This is a genomic window from Paenibacillus sp. CB74 (assembly GCF_055687625.1).
The window spans coordinates 6,149,947-6,170,571 of record NZ_CM146009.1 but is presented as its reverse complement, the minus strand read 5'-3'; the positions used below and the strand labels follow the sequence as shown (position 1 = coordinate 6,170,571).

The window sequence follows — 20,625 nt, the reverse complement described above, 5'->3', positions numbered from 1 at the left end:
CTCTGCCTCCAGATACAGAAGTATCTGAATAGTCTGATTAATTAGTCGAAATTCAGTTCAGCATCTTTCAGTAAAGGATGCTTCTGATCCTTCTCCGATAATATAGGTTGCGTCACAGGCCAATCAATGGCGAGTGCCGGATCGTTCCACAGAATTCCACGGTCATGTTCAGGAGAATAATAGGCGTCTACCTTATAAGTTACCTGGGAATGAGGCACCAAAGTACAGAATCCATGAGCAAAGCCTTGAGGAACAAGCAGCTGCCGCTGGTTGTTCTCACTTAGAATGACACTTTTCCATTGGCCAAAAGTGGGGGATGAAGTGCGGACATCCACGATCACATCATATATAGCCCCAGATATAACCCTCACCAATTTAGTTTGCGCTTTGGGCTGAAGCTGGTAATGAAGCCCACGTAAAACACCTGCTTCAGCCGACAAGGATTGATTGTCCTGAATAAAGACGTGCTGTATCCCCTGTTCATGCAGAACCTGCTCATTATAACTCTCCATAAAATATCCACGGTGATCACCATAAATCTTGGGTTCCAAGATGGCAGCGCCATCCATAAACAGCGGAAGTACCTTCATGACATCCCTCCGTTTTGCTGTTGACATCATTTCTTCATATTGACTATGTATATGTAAAGTGTCAGGTAAGTGTTTGTTCATTGGCCTGTATAATCCTCATATTTCCCCTTCCATAAAATAAATTAAAGCCCAGCCGCGATATCATTCTTCGGCTGGACTTCAAGGACATGCAGTAACCAATTATTGACCCTTTACAACCTGTTCCAAATACTTCAAAAGATCTTTCCGCAGATCCGGGCGCTGCAATGCGTAGTGAATCGACGTTTCAATAAAACCCAGCTTCTCGCCAACATCATGACGCAGTCCATCAAAATGATACGCGATAATCTGCCGCTGTTCATTCAATCGGGACAAGGCATCCGTGAGCTGAATTTCGCCCCCAACGCCAGCAGATTGTTGACCTAGTATTTCAAAAATATCCGGTGTAAGAATGTAACGTCCCATAATAGCCAGGTTGGATGGAGAATCTTCAGTTTTTGGTTTCTCAATTAGGCGGCGAGCACGAAAGACACGATCATCGGTAGGGGTCAACAACTCTCCGTCCACAATCCCGTAGCGAGATACCTCATTCCAATCAACTGGCTGTACACCAACAATCGGAGATTGCAATTCATCGTAGACCTCGATCATCTGCTTCAGACAGGGATGGTCCGATTCCACGATGTCGTCCCCTAGCAGGACGGCAAAAGGCTCGTTGCCGATAAACTTGCGGGCGCACCAGATGGCGTGACCAAGTCCCTTCGGTTCCTTTTGACGGATATAATGGATATCTGCCATCTCGGAGGGTCTGCGTACTTCGTTAAGCAAGTCCCACTTCTGTTTGTCCGCCAGATTCTGTTCCAGCTCAAAAGAATAGTCGAAGTGATCTTCGATGGCCCGCTTCCCTTTACCTGTCACAATAATGATATCTTCAATACCTGAAGCAACGGCTTCTTCAATAATGTACTGGATCGTTGGCTTGTCCACGATGGGCAGCATTTCCTTAGGCATCGCCTTGGTGGCAGGCAGAAACCGGGTACCCAGCCCTGCGGCTGGAATAATCGCTTTGCGAATACGCACACGAACCTACTCCTTTTGCTAAACAAGTTGAACTAAAAGTTATTTACACTGACACTACGATAACAGAACAACCTTCCGATCGCTGTTATCCCCCGATTTTTTAATTCACTTTTACAAAGGTTAAAATCTGGTGGTAACATATGCTTCCGATGCAGCTTTCTTTCAGAAAGCTTTTAGGCGAAGTGTACGCTTTCGAAGTAGCTTTCTTGCAGAAAGCTTGTAGCTCCGCTTCTCCAGTTTTTTTCTGTCCTCTACGTTTCTCGCGTAAATCATTAGTCCATCTTGTATAGTTTCATATATTTAATGATTCTTATTGCTACGATGCTTGGACTTCATTATACCATCAACAATTCGCGGATATCCTGTTCGGATAGGGTCGTTGATCCGCCATCTCCTGGCTCGATCACTTCGGCAATCAAGTCCTTCTTCCGTTGCTGGAGTTCCAGAATCTTCTCTTCGATTGTACCTTCGGTAACCAAGCGGATGACTTGCACCACCTGTTTCTGTCCCATACGATGGGCACGGCCAATCGCCTGCTCTTCCACCGCGGGATTCCACCACAGATCATATAATATAACGGTATCTGCCCCCGTTAAGTTTAGTCCGGTACCGCCTGCTTTCAGGGAGATTAAGAACAGTTCAGCTTCACCCTCATTAAATCTGTGGCACATCTCGACACGGCTCTGCGCAGGGGTCTGACCATCGAGGTAAAACAGGTTTCTTCCCTGTGCCGTGAGCGTCTGACGAATCAGGTTCAACATGCTCGCGAATTGGGAGAAAATAAGAATACGTTTGCCTGCGGCCAAACAATCCTCGACCGTTTCAAGCAACTGCTCCATTTTCCCAGAATCGCCTTGATAGCCTTCGACAAAGAGGGCCGGATGGCAGCACAACTGACGCAAACGGGTGATGCCTGCTAGAATTTTGATACGATTCTTCTGGAATCCATTATCCTCCATGTCCTTCGATGCTTCATCCTGAAGCTGGGAAAGGTATGCGGCGTACAGTTTCTTCTGTTCAACCGTAAGCTCTGACCGCTGTACCGTTTCAATTCGATCAGGCAATTCTTCCAGCACATCCTTTTTCAGGCGGCGCAGAATAAACGGACGTACCATCCGCGAGATCCGTTCCGGAGGAAGGTCGCGGAATCTTCTGTAGCTTGGAAACAGTCCAGGGAATACCGCTTCGAAAATGGACCACAATTCATCCAGCGAGTTCTCCACAGGTGTGCCTGTGAGTGCAAAACGGCGCGGTGCCTGAATTTGTTTCACTGCCTGTGCAGTCTGGGAAGAAGCATTTTTAATCGCCTGAGCTTCATCCAGAATGAGTGTATGAAATGTTCGGCCAAGGTAGGTGTCCAGATCCCGACGTAACAAAGGATACGATGTAACAATCACATCTACCTCATCCATGCCTGAAAGCATATTGGCTCGTTCTTCTTTCTGCCCGGCTGCGATCAAGACGTTCAGATGCGGGGCAAACCTCGCAAACTCATTCGCCCAGTTATAGGTCAGCGAAGCAGGGGCCACGACAAGTACCGGAGGATGAATAACCTTCGTTCGGACCGTCAATCCATCCTGCTGCATCGTGGACCATGAGCCATCCGTATTCTCTGAAGTCATCTTATCCAAAGGGAGCCCAGTTTCGGGATCAATGCCGGCAGTCGCCAACGTTTCACCGCCCCATAATGAGCCACTCTCCCGGTATTTATCAACGTCCGCATTGTCCGTATTGTACTCGGGCTTCTCTTGAAGTACCGCTGTGATATAGGCGATACTTTGCAACGTTTTGCCAAGTCCCATATCATCCGCCAGAATGCCACCAAACCGATAATAAGCGAGGGTACGCAGCCACTGGTATCCGCTGTTCTGATAGTCCCGCAGTATGGGGGTCAGAGGCCCCGGTAATGCAAAATCCATCCGCTCGGGATCTCGGAGATCATCGAGGAAACGTTTCAGAGAACCTCCCCACTTCACATGTCCTGAAACCTCATCCCTGCCTGGCAATTGCAACGCCCGAACAGCTGGCAGCCGGATATGGCTGCTCTTGATGTCATCTGCTCCAAGTCCAAGCGAATCAGCCATGTGGGCGAAGCTGTCTGCACCTTCATTTTCAAGCGAGAGAAAGACTCCGCTCTTGAGACGGAAATATGGTTTCTTTTCCACAATGCGGCGCATAAGTTCCTGAAGCTCCTGCTCGTTCACACCTTCCATCTCAAATGAAATCTCCAGCCAGTCCAATCCTCTTCCCAAATCTGCTCGTACTTTCGGCGGCGTCGGATAGGATTGCACCATTGCCTTCACGGCGTTTGGCATATAGATCTCGACCTGTTTCTCAAGCTCAGGCAGCAGATGGTACATGACATCATAGATGGCATCTTCCCGTTCGCTCGCCCAAACACTACCGTCTCTTTCGAGAAAGGATCGATCAAGTCGTTCAATCAAGTTTCGCTCTTTGTATCGATCACGCACCAAAATAACCTTTTTCTCTTCTTCATCTATCAAGTACTCTGCCAGCGGATTAATAACCATGACCTCATAGTCGAATTCCAGACGCGCTGTAATACGTTCACGGTAAAAGTCGATGTATAACTTCGGTGAAAGTTCCGGTTCCGCGATCTGTTCACGCACCTGCGAATCAATGGACAGATGTCCAAGCGTACGCAGTTCTGGCACGACATGCTGTACAAACTCATCCACCTGCTGGGTCGAAATATCAATGCTTTCCTTGATCCCATATGAAGTGAGTGCGGCACTCAAGTCCTCGAGACTTCGCATCTGCATCGGCTCCAACATGTGCAACTGTCCTTCCACCACAGCAGCATCATAAGCAGGGAGAAGAATCAGCTCACGCAGTCCGGAAATCTCAAGCTGATACCCTTCATTCGTTCCCTGGGCGATCCGGTAAAACAAAGGTAATACACCCTCACCGAGCGTGAGTGGTCCATTAGCAAATCCTGTACCCTCCATCCGACTGTCGGCCTGTAGTAGCAATTCCAGCAGCGGCTTCCATACGAGTGGCGCAATCAGTATGTCCCGTCCGTCCGAAGCCCCCAAATAACCGGAAATGGATTCGCGATAGGCCTCTTCACTCTGCCTCATTCGAATAAGCATCGAGAGTATGGCCTGATCCTGCGGAGTAAACACATGCATCAATGGATCATAGTGAAATAGCTTGGTAAATGACATTGGCTCGCCCTTTTCAATGCAATTCAGGAACTGCTTCACTTTTTGCACCACATACAGACGTTTGTTTCCCACTTTCAGTTCAAGAGCAAGTTTCCCCCCACCCTTATGAACCTGTATCAGCTTGCATATAAACTGAACCTGTAACTCTTCCCGCAGGGAGGATCGGTTAACTGGGGCAGTGTATTTACGGTCATTTCCATGCAGCGGTCTCCGGTCCTTGGCAAACATGGACAGAATCTGATCCGCCGTACGATAAGAAGGTTTATCTGCCGAGCGGCCCCACCCCGAAGCTGAGCTTGGCCGACCTGCTTGGGCAAAATGAACCGGAGCACGCTCTGGAGCAACATTCAGTTGCTCACGTTGTGAATCAGGCTGGGGGCGCTCCCACTTGCTCTCTTCGACCAGCGTCCCGACCCTGGACTTGGAAAATGTGCTGGAATGGGTATTGGCCCCTTGGCCTGTAGCAGGTTGAGGAGTCTTCCCCGAGGCAACTGTGGCATTGCGCTCCTGCTGCTCACCCCATTCGTGAATAGCCAATAGGACAGCAGCCACATGTTTGCAATAGTCATAATGCCTGCCGTCACCTGGACAACTGCAGCCTGCCACAACCTCACCCGTTCCATCTATATCCACGGTCACCTGATAGCGCTCCGATCCACGCACCTGTGCTTCATAATGGAGCTGATCCTTACTGACCACCAGATTGGTCACCCTGCCAGATTGGTTATAATCTTCTCCGCGCTTGAATGCCGTGACCCCGCACAGCAATTTGATATCCATAATTGTGAATGGCGCCACGCTTCTTCGCCTCCTGTGTCATGATGTAAAAAAACCCCAAGAGCTCCTTGAAGCAGAGATTGGGGTTCCTTCATGCTGTAACTGTTGTTGTACCATACAATCTAATTATTTCACCAATTGACCACGTGTAACGCCCAGTTGGTTCGTTGCTTTGAGTGTTTTCCACACTTGTGTACCACTGATCTCACCGCGCAGTGCACGGTTGTACAGATCAATGACTTCGCGTACCTGCTCCGGTGTCTCTTCGAGGAATTCCACACGGTAGCGCGATACACCCAGATCCATAAAGTTGGTCAGATACTCGGCACCTGACTGCTCCACTGCATTGTATACCGTATTACGGCAGCCTTCATCCACACGTACCGGGTGAGACATACCAATTCGGTCTTGCAGGGATGCACGTTGTTCCTCACAAGGACGTCCACAGTTCGTATAGTCCGTTCCCTCACTCATAAACGTACAATATACACAGTGCTCGGTGTGGAACATCGGCAAATGCTGATGGATAACCACTTCGGTCTGACTTGTACGGGAGTGGCCCAGCAAATCAACCATTTGTTGAATGTTCAGGTCATAGGATGGCGTAATCCAGTCACATCCGGCTTCCAGGAACAATTCAACGGCTTTGTGATTGGCGATGTTCAATGAGAAGTCGCCGATCAGCTCCGGGTGCGTTGCATCCGGGTTTTCCATCCGGTGGCGAAGGTAGAAGTACAGTGCACCTGTATTACGTACCAATACCGCATCCGGCTTCAGACGCAGGATGTTGTTGTGATAACCGTTCTCCCCAGGCATGTGAATACGCGGTGTTGCCAGCGCGATCTTGCGACCAGCGGCATGCACAGCTTCCACAGCTGCCGGGAACTGCTTGATAAACTCGAAGTCGGCATAGATCATGCCGATTCCGGCTTCAATCGCTGCCTCCACTTGTGGCAGGCTGCGACAGAGCGCGGTCAACTCGGCTTGACCGCGAGCGACTGGCGATGCCGGTTTAACCGAATCGCCGTACACATCGACCGCCCGTTTCACGTAGACAGGTGGTTTAGGACGTTCACCCGCAAGTTGTTCTACAGCCTGACGGCGAATGTTATTCAACTCGCGCATCGGGATGATGACATCACCGTGCAAGTTGACGTCCATTCCCTCCAACTGGAACACGGTGCCTCCCAGACGTCCGAACTGCTCTTCGAGCAATTCATGTGTCATTGGACGCTTCTGTGCAATGTCCAGTTCCATCGCGGAATCAATCCGGACAGTCGTACCTTTCTGCACGTCTGTCCACCAGGTGCTAAGCGGCTGGCCTGGGCTGCCGATGACCTTCACCTTCACGGGGAATACACGGAACGGTTTCTCGGTCTCAAAGCTTTGACGCAGACGTTTGTCCAGCGCCGGGTCATTCGTTTTCCACACTTTGTCGCCAACTTTCACGCGGCGCAGATCCACGTCACTACGGCCTGGCACAACGTCAACGATCCAGCCCTCTTCGGCTTCGCCTTCGAGTTTTACACCTTTGCGACGCACATCGTATACCCGTCCGCCTTCTTCCTTCTTCGTTGGGTCTCCAGCGTCAAATACGATCCCGTCTCCACGTTTCACGGGTGCATCCAGCTTCAGGACCACACCATCGCGCAACACTTGATCTACACGACCAAGGTAGACACCACGGCTTTTCGGAAACGTTCCATCCACCAGTTCTTTGTTGTTTGTACCGCTCAGGAAACCATGCGTGAATCCACGGGAGAAGCTTTGCTGCAATTCGCGTACTTCTTCCTTGCTTGGCGGTGTGTTATCTCCATCAAAATAACGGTCAATCGCTTTACGATATTTGCTTACCACGTTTGCAACGTATTCCGGCGTTTTGAGACGTCCTTCAATTTTGAAAGAAGTCACTCCTGCTTCGATCAGTTCCGGCATCAGATCAATCGCTGCCAGATCCTTCGGAGACAACAGATAGGCTACATCACCCATCGGCTTGTGCACTCCATCCACCATTAGGTCGTATGGAAGACGACAAGCTTGTGCGCACTCCCCGCGGTTCGCCGAACGTCCTCCCCACATTTCGGAAGTCAGACATTGCCCCGAGTATGAGACACACAGCGCACCGTGAACGAATACTTCCATGGGAAGCTTCGCTTGTTCGCCGATTTTCTGGATCTGCTTCAGGTTGTTCTCCCGTCCCAGAACGACACGTTCCATATCAAACGGCTTCGTAAACTCGACCGCTTCCGGTGACGTAATCGTCATCTGTGTTGAACCGTGAATCGGGAAATCCGGCGAGATCTCGCGGATCATCTTCACCAGACCCAAATCCTGAACAATTACAGCGTCTACACCTGCATCGACACATGCATCAATAAGTTCTTTGGCATCCGTCAATTCATTTTCAAAAATCAATATATTAAAGGTCAAGAAACCTTTTACGCCATAACTGTGCAAAAACGCCATAATCTCCGGCAGCTCGTCCATGCGGAAATTGTTCGCCCGTGCCCGTGCATTAAACTTTTCGACTCCGAAGAAAATTGCATCTGCGCCATTGGCTACCGCCGAACGCATACAATCCCAGTCACCAGCAGGTGCCAGAAGTTCAACGTCTTCTCTTCGTATTGTTGCTGTTTTCATGTAGATCCTCCCCATAGCCGGCTATCCGCCGGATTTCATCCCTATATCCTTAAGCGCCTGAACATACTAAGCTTGAGACTGCACCTTATCGGGTACACCTGCATTGTCAAAGTATTACCATATCTATCTATTATGTCTGTATTGCCTGAACTCCAAGCTTACAGTCATTCATATTTACCAGATCAGCAGTCATAACTCCTGAACTAGTATAGTGTACCACTTCTGCACCGACTCTTCTACGTTTTCCTGAAAAAACCGTTTACCATTTTCATTTCCATTAAGATTTACACTAGGCACTCCGATTGCAGTACCATCTTCCGATCGCTGTTACCCCCAGATTTTTTTTATTTCCTTTTCTAAAGGAAATAATCTGGTGATAAACGCGCACGCTTCGCTTCTTCAGATCGGTTCTGCACTCTTCGTCCCAGTGTAAATATTTAATTTATCTTATAAAGGAAACAAATAAGCCGGAAGGTCACTGACCCTCCGGCATGCATCAATTTTATTTAATAAAAGTAAATGAGTTCACTGCTTTTTCCAAGGCTGCCGCCTGAACTTCTGTCTTGTTGGCATCATTCAGACCACTTGTGATCGTATAGGTCGTTCCGTCCTTTTCAAACACGATCTGGCGACCCGCATATGGCACGCCTTTGTCCAGCTCATGATACGTGAAGGAAAATGCAGGCACACCCGCAAACGTCAACTCCTCACTGCGAAGCAGCTGAAAGTTTTTCCGCGTTTTGGTGGCTTCGGCATAAGCTTCTCTCAGTTGACTGACCGTCATCTCGATCGACTTGTCTTCACTCGCCGCAATGGAGAATTCTCCGCCCGTGAAGGTGTACACCACAGGTGAATACTCGAATCGATCACTGTAAGGCATCCAGTAACGGGGGATATCCACACTGTATTTATAACGTTTGGACGTACGTGTAAGTGTCTTCGTTTTGTCTGTCAAATACGGATCTTCATCCAGCTGACCGAAATTATCGGCAACCGTATCAAAATCAATCTCGACACTCTTCATAATCCGTTCAAACCATGCCCGATCTGCACTTTGCTCTTCCGGGAATGTATACTCTGCATAATATCGATACCCATTCTTCTGCAAAAGAACATCGAACTCGGTCTGCCAGCCGCCGCCAAAGTTATAACGGAATTCGTTCACCTCGGCAGTCTCTCCCGAGATATCCATCGTATATGAGCCAATTGGCTCATAACTCTCTGGTGTAAATGTCTCGCGCATCCACTTATCCAGTTGGCCGCTCCAGTCTTTGACCGTTGTACCTGCTTTCGCCGAAGTGACACGCCATTGCAGATATGCACCATCTTTGGCTTCATAGATCATCTGATTGTTGTCCATCGACCAGCCGGCAGGAATCTTCAATTCAATACCATAGTCATCATTCCATGCGGAGCGCATGCCGTTATCTACAGTGGAGAGATCCTTGATCGTTCGATCCGATTCGGCATAGGTTGGCTGGAATGAATTGAGCAGCGCCGCACGCTTGCCCAGATCTTTATAATTCAGGGCTTCGTAATCTGCGAGGTACACATCATATTGACGGCCCTCGTTCAGATACTGACGCATCTCCCACAACATGCCATCTACATCTTTCACAATGATGCGTGCATAAGGCGTTTTACCTTTCGACACCGCTTCACGATCCAGCACCGTATCTCCCGATTGTTTGGCCTCCTGGACAAGTTGCTGCAACAAATCATCCGCATCCAGAGCCACGTCCTGATCGCTGACGTACACCTCAAGATAATAACTGTTGTCCGCAGCACCAAAAGTCATCATGCGCTCCTGCTCACCGGTCTGGAAAACCATAAGGTCTGCCGGATAGTTAATGGACCAGCCGTAAAAGCTGTTGCCAATTCTGGTTTTGCCTTCATCCGGATGAAGGCCGTCCTCATCGTCTACCGAATCATCGGTTTGCAACAGACGAATCACCATTTCTCCGGAACTGTTCGGAGCTAGCGTTGCTCCAATCCCGGCGGCAACCGGACGAAGTGGAACCATAAGTACGCCATTCACCATCTTCGGAGCGGCACCCATCTCATGCTTTACACCATCTACCCAGGCAATTGAACTGCCAATCGTTAGGGTAACCGTGTGCGGACCTTCCTTGATTTTGACAATATCATTTTTCTCCAGCCGGATTTCACTGCCAAATGCTTTTTTGAATACACCGACAGGTACCATCGTCACACCCTTGACCTTGTAAGGTTTGGCTATGGCCTGCTTATCACCGTTAATATAAGCGCTCGTGCTGCCCGCTTTGACCCGTAATTCACTTGTCGTCAGATCAGATGCCCATACAGGTAATGCCGCTCCAATGGTCAGCATCCCGGTTAATACACCTGTGCTTAGCACACGTATCCATGACTTTTTCATTCCGTTCTTTCGTCCTCTCTCCATCCGGGCTGATCGCCGGGCTTTATTGTTCTTCATCTGCAAGGAACGCTTCATCTTCCTCGTCTACGATGTCTGCGCGATCAGCAAGTACCAACGTGCGGGTGACGATATCGCCATCCGATTGCATCAATAGCTTTACCTTTTGCCCAGGCAGATACGTTTTGAGCAGCTCATTGATATCTACTACAGAGGAGACACGTGTACCTGCCACACTATAGATGAAGTCGCCCTCTTTGATTTTGGCTTTCTTCGCTTCAGGAGACAGTACACCCGTGATCGTTAAAGGATCATCTGTAGGAAGGCCCACAATCGCAGACCAGCTTTCTTCCAGCTGTAGTCCCAGACTTGCACGTTTTATTTTGCCATATTTAAAAAACTGATCGATGATGTATTGAACGGTATCCACCGGAATCGAAAATCCCAAACTCTCTACGCCGACCGCAGAAAATTTCATGGAATTGATACCGACGACCTCACCCTTCAGGTTGACCAGCGGTCCTCCGCTATTTCCTGGGTTAATGGCCGTGTCGGTCTGAATTAACCGATAGGTCGCCTCAACACCACGATTCAAACCGCTAATGACCCCTACCGTTGCCGAGTTGCGCAAGGAAAAGGAAATCGGCGTACCCAAGGCGATCACCGTTTCACCAACAGAGGTTTGTGAAGCTTTGGCGAAGCTCGCCGGTTGGAGTGATTTGGCATTGATTTTGATTAGCGCCAGATCACTGAGTGCATCACTGTATGTTTTCGTAATTTTGTATGTATTGCCATCCGTCGTTACGACCACAGGGTTTGTTAATCCATCCACCACATGGGCATTCGTTACGATCCATCCATTGGATCGGATAATGACACCTGTACCATGCGCAAGATTATAGCGGTTGTCTGATGATGCACCTTCTTGCACTTCGGTAGATTTCCCAATAATGCCTACAACCGAAGGAGATACCTTTTCGATCACTTTGGGGATGGCTTCACTTCCCTTGTACGTGTACGTTCCTGATTTGGCATCATATTGTCCACTTCCACCAACTGCCTTGAGCAGATCCTTGGTGTTCACATAGACTTGACCGTCCACCACTTTCGCTTGCATTGCCGCTTTGGATTCAGCCGCACCGGCCGTTGCCGCTACACTAATCGAGAGTACAGCAGCCATCAGTATGGCTATTCCCTTTTTACCCAACACGCTCATATTCTCACCTGACCCTCTCTATACATCCTTCTTGCGCGACTCGACATCGGATTCATCGCTGAATCTATTTTCTCTTTCTCTCATCTGCAATTCCGGTATCCTTCAATGTATCATACAAAATCTGGATATACAATTGTTTTAAGTCCTATTTTAGTAGAGAAGATAGAATCTTGATTAACAGCTCAGTATAAACGAAAAAAAACACCCTCCATGTCTCCCGTGGAAAGTGTTCCTTCATACCTCTTTTAGAGGTTGTTCAATAAGTTCGCTTTTGATTACGAAGGATGCCTAGTGGCATCATCAGCATCGAAGTTGAAATTCAGCCGAAATGTCCGTTGCTCACGTAGTTTGCCTACGCTCCGCTACTCCATTTCTAGCTTCATTCCATCTTCTCGGCACTGAAAACCGATCTTTTTGAACATGCACTAATCGCTTATAGATCCTTCACTTCAGTGGCCTTTCTACTGAGCAAACCAACCGGTTATCATTGCATAATCCGTCATCAAAAATACAAGTAGACTGACTACTGCAAATCCGATCGCAAACAGATTCTTCTTCGGTGCCCGAAGAAGCCGAACGACTCCGATGAAAATCAGGATCGTAAATAAGATGACAAAAATATCAAATGCATTAAAATTCGATGTACTCGCCGTGGCAGCTTCTGCAAACAGCATGGATAGACAGACCTCCTTACCATAGTTGAACAGCTAACGCATACCCTAATATCTTCCTCTATGTTATCTGTACCCTGCTTGTAATGCAAGCCCTATCATCCATAAAAATGAAAAAAATCCAAATTGGCCGAATATTCCTGTAATGCTCGTCATAATGCATATGTAAACACTTTCACGCAATAACCTTAGACCGATCAAAACTGTGCATCATTCAAACTTAAAAAAGCCCTTCTTCCCGGAAGCAGAGCACGTTAGATCGTAATCCAACGTCTCAACCATTTCGAAAAGAAGGGCCAATACTGTCATTCATATGGTTCTAACTACTGGTTAGAGAATCTTAGTCCACCAATTGCAGTGCTTTGCTCCGCTCGGTATCCCGTTCCAGAACTGGCTTCAAGTACTTGCCCGTATAGGAAGCTTCCACTTTGATGATATCCTCAGGGGTTCCCGTTGCGACGATGGTTCCTCCACCGCTACCGCCTTCCGGACCCAGATCAACAACATAGTCAGCTGTTTTGATTACATCCAGGTTATGCTCGATCACCAAGACTGATTCACCTGAATCAACGAGACGGTGCAATACGTTGAGCAAACGGTCGATATCATCGACATGCAAACCGGTCGTCGGTTCATCGAGGATGTAGATGGTTTTCCCTGTACTGCGGCGATACAGCTCGGAAGCGAGCTTCACACGCTGGGCTTCACCACCAGACAATGTGGTTGCAGGTTGTCCCAGGTTGATATAACCCAAGCCCACATCCATCAGTGTCTGCATTTTACGATGGATCTTCGGAATGTTCTCGAAGAATTGGGTTGCATCTTCCACCGTCATTTCCAGCACATCGGAAATATTTCTGTTTTTATATTTCACTTCAAGCGTTTCCCGATTGTATCGTTTGCCTTTGCAGACTTCACAAGGCACATAAACGTCCGGCAAGAAGTGCATCTCGATTTTGATTATACCGTCTCCACGGCAGGCTTCACAACGTCCACCTTTGATATTAAAGCTGAATCGGCCTTTCTTGTATCCACGTACCTTGGCTTCGTTCGTCTGGGCAAACAGATCCCGGATATCATCAAAGACGCCTGTATACGTAGCTGGGTTGGAACGTGGTGTCCGCCCGATTGGCGACTGGTCAATATCGATAACTTTATCAATATGTTCGAGACCACGAATTTCTTTATGCTGACCCGGACGTACCCGGGCACGGTTCAGATCACGTGCCAACGTTTTGTACAAAATCTCATTAATCAATGTGGATTTACCTGAGCCAGACACACCTGTTACCGCCGTAAATACACCTACCGGAATCTTCACGTTCAGATTCTTGAGGTTATTCTCTTTGGCTCCGCGCACTTCCAACCAACGGTCTCCTACACTACGGCGCTCTGTACGTACAGGAATGAACTTGCGACCACTCAAATATTGACCGGTTAAGGAGTTCTCATCGTTCATGATCTCCTCCGGTGTACCCTGTGACATAATGGTGCCTCCGTGGATACCTGCACCCGGCCCAATATCAATAATATAGTCCGCAGCCATCATCGTATCCTCATCATGTTCAACCACGATCAACGTGTTACCAATATCACGCATATGCGCAAGCGTTGAGATCAGACGGTCATTATCCCGTTGATGCAGACCAATACTCGGCTCATCCAGAATATACAGTACACCCATCAGGCTGGAACCGATCTGTGTAGCCAGTCTGATCCGCTGGGCTTCTCCACCAGACAAGGTTCCGGCAGCACGACTCAGTGTAAGGTAATCCAGACCAACATTCACCAGGAAGCCGAGACGGCTGTTGATTTCTTTTAAAATAAGCTTGGCAATCGTCCGCTCCTTCTCCGTCAAATCCAATGTTTCGAAGAATCGGCCGGCTTCACCAATGGACAAACTAGTCACATAGGCCATGTTGTGATCATTGATTGTAACTGCAAGGCTCTCGCGTTTCAGACGCTGACCTTTACACGTACCACAAGGCTTTGCACTCATGTAACCCTCAATGAATTCACGGATACCTTCCGATGCTGTATCACGGTAACGACGCTCCAGATTGTTCACGATACCTTCAAAGGTAACCAGTGCTTCCTTGCGTTGTCCAAAATCGTTCTCATATCGGAAACGGATTTTCTCCGAACCCGTACCCTGCAGCAACTTGTTCATCTGCTCAGCGGGTAGATCTTCGACAGGTACATTTTGCGGAATGTTAAAGTGCTCACATACCGACTTCAAAAACTGCGGATAATAAGTAGATGTGCCACCTGTCCAGGCATCAAAAGCACCGTCTTCAATCGTCTTGCTGCGATCCGGTACGAGCAGATCAGGGTCAACGATCATTTTGACACCTAACCCATCACAATCCGGGCAAGCGCCGAAGGGACTGTTAAATGAGAACATCCGTGGTGCAAGCTCTTCAATACTGAATCCACACACCGGGCAGGCAAAGTTGGAACTGAAGCGCAACTCTTCTTCACCCATAATGTCCACTAGGAGTTGTCCACCGGACAAATTAAGTGCTGTTTCAATAGAGTCGGCCAGACGCGCCTGTACATCATCTTTAACAACGATCCGGTCAACAACGACTTCAATCGTATGCTTTTTGTTTTTCTCCAATTGGATATCTTCTGACAGGTCACGCAATTCCCCGTTCACCCGTACACGTACAAAACCCTGTTTGGACACATCAGCGAATACACTTTTGTGCTCACCCTTACGTCCTGAGATAATAGGTGCCAAAATCTGCAACCGAGTACGCTCTGGATATTGCATAATACGGTCAACCATTTGTTCTACGGTCTGGGAACTGATCTCTACGCCGTGGTCTGGACAATGTGGATGACCCACACGTGCAAATAACAGACGCAGGTAATCATAAATTTCCGTCACGGTTCCTACCGTGGAACGCGGGTTACGACTTGTTGTTTTTTGATCTATTGAAATCGCAGGAGACAATCCTTCGATGGAATCCACATCCGGTTTCTCCATCTGTCCCAGAAACTGCCGTGCGTAAGCTGACAATGATTCGACATACCGTCGCTGTCCTTCTGCGTATATGGTGTCAAAAGCCAGCGAGGACTTGCCTGAGCCACTCAGGCCGGTCAATACAACAAAGCGGTCACGCGGGATGGTAATGTCGATATTTTTCAGGTTATGCGCTCGTGCGCCTTTAATGACAATGTTATCGCTCGCCAATAGTATTCATCCTCTCAAATTTACTATCCAAACCTTTTAAAAGGCTTTTCGATCCCTCCCAAACCCTCCCTTCCAAGGGAGGGCCCCAGAGGGCGCAGCCCTCTGGACACCCGAAACAAGCGGTGCAACGGTGAGGGGTCGGGTCTTGCTATGTGAAGGGTTGCCGTGTGCCCGCAGTTTCTGATAAGGTTCCGGCCTATTGCCGGAACCTTATCAGACCGCTCTACTGCGAGGGGACGCTCTCGGCTTCGCCTTGGTCGCGACAGGTCGCCATTGCCTCTGGCTCGGCTCCAAGGTCAAGAGCGGGACGCTCTCGGCTCCGCCTTGGTCGCGACAGGTCGCCATTGCCTTTGGCTCGGCTCCAAGGTCAAGAGCGGGACGCTCTTGGCTTCGCCTTGGTCGCGACAGGTCGCCATTGCCTTCGGCTCGGCTCCAAGGTCAAGAACGGGACGCTCTTGGCTTCGCCTTGGTCGCGACAGGTCGCCATTGCCTTCGGCTCGGCTCCAAGGTCAAGAGCCGGACGCTCTCGGCTTCGCCTTGATCGCGTCAGGTCGCCATTGCCTTTGGCTCGGCTCCAAGGTCAAGAGCGGGACGCTCTCGGCTTCGCCTTGGTCGCGTCAGGTCGCCATTGCCTTCGGCTCGGCTCCAAGGTCAAGAGCGAGACGCTCTCGGCTTCGCCTCGTTCGCGCCAGGTCGCCATTGCCTTCGGGCTCGGTTCCAAGGTCAACACCGGGGACGCTCTCGGCTTCGCCTTGGTCGCGACAAGGTCGCCATTGCCTTTGGCTCGGCTCCAAGGTCAATAACATCGTACCTCTTGGCTATCAGGGGGACACGACTCCCAATTGCTTTCCTATAAACCTTTTAACCAATTTCAACATTTTTATCAGTATAGACCCGAATTCAAGATTTCAACATCTCTTATTATCGGTACATATCAACGATTTCCTTACTCAACAAGAGAACGGCCAATTGGCCGTTCTCTTGTTACAGATCCATCTTTACTGGAGCATATGAATGAGCTGTATCTTATTCAGCGCGAAGTTCCAGCAACGCATCACGAAGCTCGGCAGCACGCTCAAACTGCAGGTTTTTGGCTGCATCTTTCATCTCTACCTCTAGGCGCTGAATAAGCGCCTGACGGTCTTTCTTCGACATCTTCTCGGCAGCGCCGGTGAGATAGTCTTTCTTAGATTCGGCAACTTTGGTTGCCTCAATCACATCACGCACTTTTTTGCGAATCGTCTGTGGTGTGATTCCATGCTTCTCGTTGTACTCGATCTGGATTGCACGACGACGTTCGGTCTCCTTTATCGCCTTATCCATCGAATCGGTCACTTTGTCACCGTATAGAATAACGCGACCGTCGCTGTTCCGTGCCGCCCGCCCAATCGTTTGGATCAGTGAGCGTTCAGAACGCAAGAATCCTTCCTTATCAGCATCCAAAATGGCTACCAAGGATACTTCGGGCAGATCGAGACCTTCCCGTAACAAGTTGATCCCGATCAGGACATGGAAAACACCCAACCTTAAATCACGTAAAATGGCCATCCGTTCCAACGTCTTAATCTCGGAGTGCAAGTAACGTACCTTAATTCCAATTTCCTTCAGATAATCCGTCAGGTCCTCAGACATCTTCTTCGTTAATGTTGTAATCAACACACGCTCGTCTTTGGCAATCCGGTCATTAATCTCACCAATCAAATCATCAATCTGTCCCTTTGTTGGACGCAGTTCAATAATTGGATCAAGCAATCCGGTTGGACGGATAATCTGTTGCACCATCGTATCGGTATGCTCAATCTCATACGGGCCTGGTGTTGCTGATACATAGATAATCTGATCCATTTTGCCTTCAAACTCTTCGAATTTGAGCGGACGATTATCCAGCGCTGACGGCAGGCGGAAACCATGTTCAACCAGTACTGTCTTCCGCGCTTGGTCACCATTGTACATCGCACGGATCTGTGGCAGAGTCACGTGAGACTCATCGACCACGATCAACATGTCATCCGGGAAATAGTCCATCAATGTATATGGAGTATCGCCGCGTTCGCGGAAAGTCAGGGGACCGGAATAGTTCTCAATCCCCGAACAGAATCCGACTTCCTTCATCATCTCGATATCATACCGTGTGCGCTGCTCCAGTCGCTGAGCCTCCAACAGTTTCCCCTGTTCACGCAACACTTCAAGACGCTCCTCCAGTTCACGCTCAATGTTCACCAGCGCAACCTTCATCGTCTCTTCTTGCGTTACGAAGTGAGACGCCGGGAAGATGGCAATATGTTCACGTTCGCCAATCAGTTCTCCGGTCAACACATCAATCTCCGTAATCTTCTCGATCTCATCACCAAACAATTCAACACGAATTGCATGTTCACCCTTGGAAGCAGGGAAAATCTCAACAACATCCCCACGAACACGGAACGTACCCCGTACAAAGTTAATATCGTTCCGCTGATACTGAATCTCTACCAGACGGGACAAAATCTGATTGCGCGGTTTCTCCATGCCTACCCGAAGTGACAGCAACATGCTTGAATACGAGTGCGGTGAACCCAAACCATAGATGCAAGAAACACTCGCTACAATGATGACGTCCCTACGCTCAAACAACGAACTTGTCGCTGCATGCCGCAGTTTGTCGATCTCTTCATTAATACTTGAATCCTTCTCGATATACGTATCGGAGGACGGAATATATGCTTCTGGCTGAAAATAATCGTAATAACTGACAAAATACTCAACCATGTTATTAGGAAAAAAGTCTTTGAACTCACTTGCAAGCTGCGCTGCCAACGTCTTGTTGTGTGCAATAATCAGCGTAGGACGTTGCAGTTGGGCTATCGTCTGGGCGATCGTAAACGTCTTACCCGTACCGGTTGCACCCAGCAGTGTCTGGTACCTCTTCCCCTCCTGAACACCCTTCACCAATTCTTTAATGGCAGCAGGTTGATCACCTTGGGGAGAAAACTCTGACTCGATTTCGAACGTTTTGTCGCTCATTATAATATCGCTCATTGCCGTATCTCACCCTATCGTCTAAAATAATAGTCACTATATATTGTCGAAGTTCCCCGAATTTTCATATGGGAAAACTTATAGTAATAGGAATATTTGTTCCCTTTTAATTATACCTCGTTCGTTTTAGTGATGCAAACGTGAAATGAAGATAGGAGTGGGTTAATTTATGGATATTGCGACACTTATCGGTATTATTGCCGGAATTGCCGCAGTCATTAGCGGTTTTTTGTGGGAAGGCGGCCAGTTGTCCGGTCTTCTGCAAAAAACGGCTGCTTTAATTGTATTCGGTGGAACGATTGCTGCTGTGGTTGCCAGTTTCCCAGCGCATCGTCTTCGTACGATTCCAGCTGCCCTGCGTATGGCTTTTGGACGTCACAATAATGATTCAGGCTTGTGGGTTGAAGAATTGGTCGAGATGTCTTCGATCGCACGCCGCTCAGGTGTGCTTGCATTGGAACGCAAGGTTATGGATCATCCGCATCCATTTTTGCAAGACGGTATTCAGATGGTTGTCGATGGTACGGATCAGGATGTGGTTCGCCAGATCCTTGAGATGGAGATTGACTCTATTGAACAAAAACATGAGGGCTACGCCAAAATTTTCGAATCTGCTGGCGGTTATGCCCCAACCATGGGTATCATCGGAACCGTGATGGGACTTATTCAGGTCCTTGGCAGTTTGACCGATCCCACCGGACTCGGACCTGCTATTGCTGTTGCCTTTACCGCAACCCTGTATGGGGTCGCCAGTGCCAATCTTATCTTTTTGCCCATTGCATCCAAAATCAAATCCAGAGGTGCTGACGAAGTGCAGACCATGGAAATGCTTCTTGAGGGTGTACTTGCCATTCAGAACGGTGAGAATCCCCAGCTTGTACGCAAAAGACTGGAGTCTTTCACCCTTACGCATCGTCAGCCTATACGCCCCCTAGCAAAGGAGGGATTGGATGAGTCGGCGCAGTAAACGGCGCGGAAAACGTGAAACAGTTGATCATCGGGATCGCTGGATGATAACTTATGCCGATCTCATAACCTTGCTTCTGATCTTTTTTGTCATCATGTACGCCATGAGCAATCTGGATTCCGGTAAATATGACGTCGTTACTCAGTCGTTACAAAATACATTCAATGCGTCCGACTCGATCCTTGAACTTGGTGAAGGACTCGGCGAGAAACCCGGACAGACGATTACTGAGACTCCACCATCCGGAATTCAAGGGGAAGATTCTTCAAAAGGTGAAGGAAACCCTTCCGATTCCGGAACGGCAACGCCAGATGATGATGACAAGCCCCTCACAGAACGGGAAGAACAATTCAGATCACAGGAGCAGGAACTGCAAAATCTGTTCAATGTGATTACCCAATATATCGAGGATAATAAACTGGAAAATCAGATTTTTGTTGCGGACAAGCCACAGGGCCTATCCATTACACTTAGTGACCGCTTCCTGTTTGATCAGGGACAGGCCGCTCTGAAGGACGGTGCAGCACCAACGCTCAGTAAGCTTGCCAGCCTGTTCCGGGATCTAAATACCGTTGTCAGCATTGAGGGTCATACCGATAACGTTCCTGTCGGAGCAAACTCGGCCTATACTGATAACTGGCAGCTTTCCGGGGAACGCGCACTGTCTGTATTACGCTTTTTTCTGGATACAGAGAAACTTAACCCGGACGGATTCCAGTATGCCGGATATGCGGATACTCGCCCAACGGGTGACAACACCACAGCGGCCGGAAGACAAAAGAACCGTCGGGTCGAAATCACTGTCTTGCGTCAACTCCAACCTTAATCATCTATATCTCGTTTAATGCATCATTAACATTCTTTAATCTTCATTCTTATATCAAACAAAAAGCACGTTCTGCTGA

11 protein-coding genes are annotated in these 20,625 nt (G+C 48.6%); 2 read left to right on the top strand and 9 right to left on the bottom strand.

Going from position 1 to position 20,625, the window contains the following annotated elements; genetic code table 11:
• Positions 1-41: 41 nt before the first annotated feature.
• The 9 genes from rfbC to uvrB all read right to left on the bottom strand — a co-directional run bounded on the left by rfbC (position 42) and on the right by uvrB (position 18,753).
• The gene (gene rfbC / locus ACX9NY_RS27065) at positions 42-590 is read right to left on the bottom strand and encodes a dTDP-4-dehydrorhamnose 3,5-epimerase (RefSeq protein WP_472476159.1); all 549 of its coding nucleotides are present in this window, start codon (positions 588-590) and stop codon (positions 42-44) included.
• A 180-nt stretch (positions 591-770) separates the two neighbouring features.
• Positions 771-1,649 carry a UTP--glucose-1-phosphate uridylyltransferase GalU gene (galU, locus tag ACX9NY_RS27060; protein WP_472476157.1) on the bottom strand — a complete coding sequence of 293 codons (879 nt, stop codon included), beginning with the start codon at positions 1,647-1,649 and terminating at the stop codon, positions 771-773.
• Between the two features lie 335 nt (positions 1,650-1,984).
• Complete coding sequence (locus tag ACX9NY_RS27055; RefSeq protein WP_472476155.1) at positions 1,985-5,635, bottom strand: DEAD/DEAH box helicase; 3,651 nt, start codon at positions 5,633-5,635, stop codon at positions 1,985-1,987.
• Between the two features lie 105 nt (positions 5,636-5,740).
• Complete coding sequence (locus ACX9NY_RS27050; protein ID WP_472476153.1) at positions 5,741-8,254, bottom strand: U32 family peptidase; 2,514 nt, start codon at positions 8,252-8,254, stop codon at positions 5,741-5,743.
• Between the two features lie 502 nt (positions 8,255-8,756).
• Positions 8,757-10,652: a stalk domain-containing protein gene (locus ACX9NY_RS27045; protein WP_472476151.1), complete on the bottom strand. Its 1,896-nt coding sequence runs from the start codon at positions 10,650-10,652 to the stop codon at positions 8,757-8,759.
• Between the two features lie 43 nt (positions 10,653-10,695).
• Positions 10,696-11,865, bottom strand: coding sequence for a S1C family serine protease (locus ACX9NY_RS27040; RefSeq protein WP_472476149.1), 1,170 nt, complete (start codon positions 11,863-11,865; stop codon positions 10,696-10,698).
• A 461-nt stretch (positions 11,866-12,326) separates the two neighbouring features.
• On the bottom strand, positions 12,327-12,539 hold the full coding sequence (locus tag ACX9NY_RS27035; protein WP_017692026.1) for a hypothetical protein: 213 nt from the start codon (positions 12,537-12,539) through the stop codon (positions 12,327-12,329).
• Positions 12,540-12,876: 337 nt separating this feature from the next.
• Positions 12,877-15,735 (bottom strand): excinuclease ABC subunit UvrA, encoded by a 2,859-nt coding sequence (uvrA, locus tag ACX9NY_RS27030; RefSeq protein ID WP_339257602.1) that lies wholly within the window; start codon positions 15,733-15,735, stop codon positions 12,877-12,879.
• Between the two features lie 1,026 nt (positions 15,736-16,761).
• Positions 16,762-18,753: an excinuclease ABC subunit UvrB gene (uvrB, locus tag ACX9NY_RS27025; protein WP_342571153.1), complete on the bottom strand. Its 1,992-nt coding sequence runs from the start codon at positions 18,751-18,753 to the stop codon at positions 16,762-16,764.
• A gap of 169 nt (positions 18,754-18,922) precedes the next feature.
• Here uvrB and ACX9NY_RS27020 point away from each other — a divergent pair, with 169 nt between their 5' ends.
• Together ACX9NY_RS27020 and ACX9NY_RS27015 are read left to right on the top strand one after the other, a co-directional pair.
• On the top strand, positions 18,923-19,720 hold the full coding sequence (locus ACX9NY_RS27020; protein ID WP_339238065.1) for a flagellar motor protein: 798 nt from the start codon (positions 18,923-18,925) through the stop codon (positions 19,718-19,720).
• Positions 19,704-20,546, top strand: a complete 843-nt coding sequence (locus ACX9NY_RS27015) for a flagellar motor protein MotB (protein WP_339257606.1) — start codon at positions 19,704-19,706, stop codon at positions 20,544-20,546. Before ACX9NY_RS27020 ends, ACX9NY_RS27015 begins: the two co-directional genes overlap by 17 nt.
• The last annotated feature ends 79 nt before the right edge of the window (positions 20,547-20,625 follow it).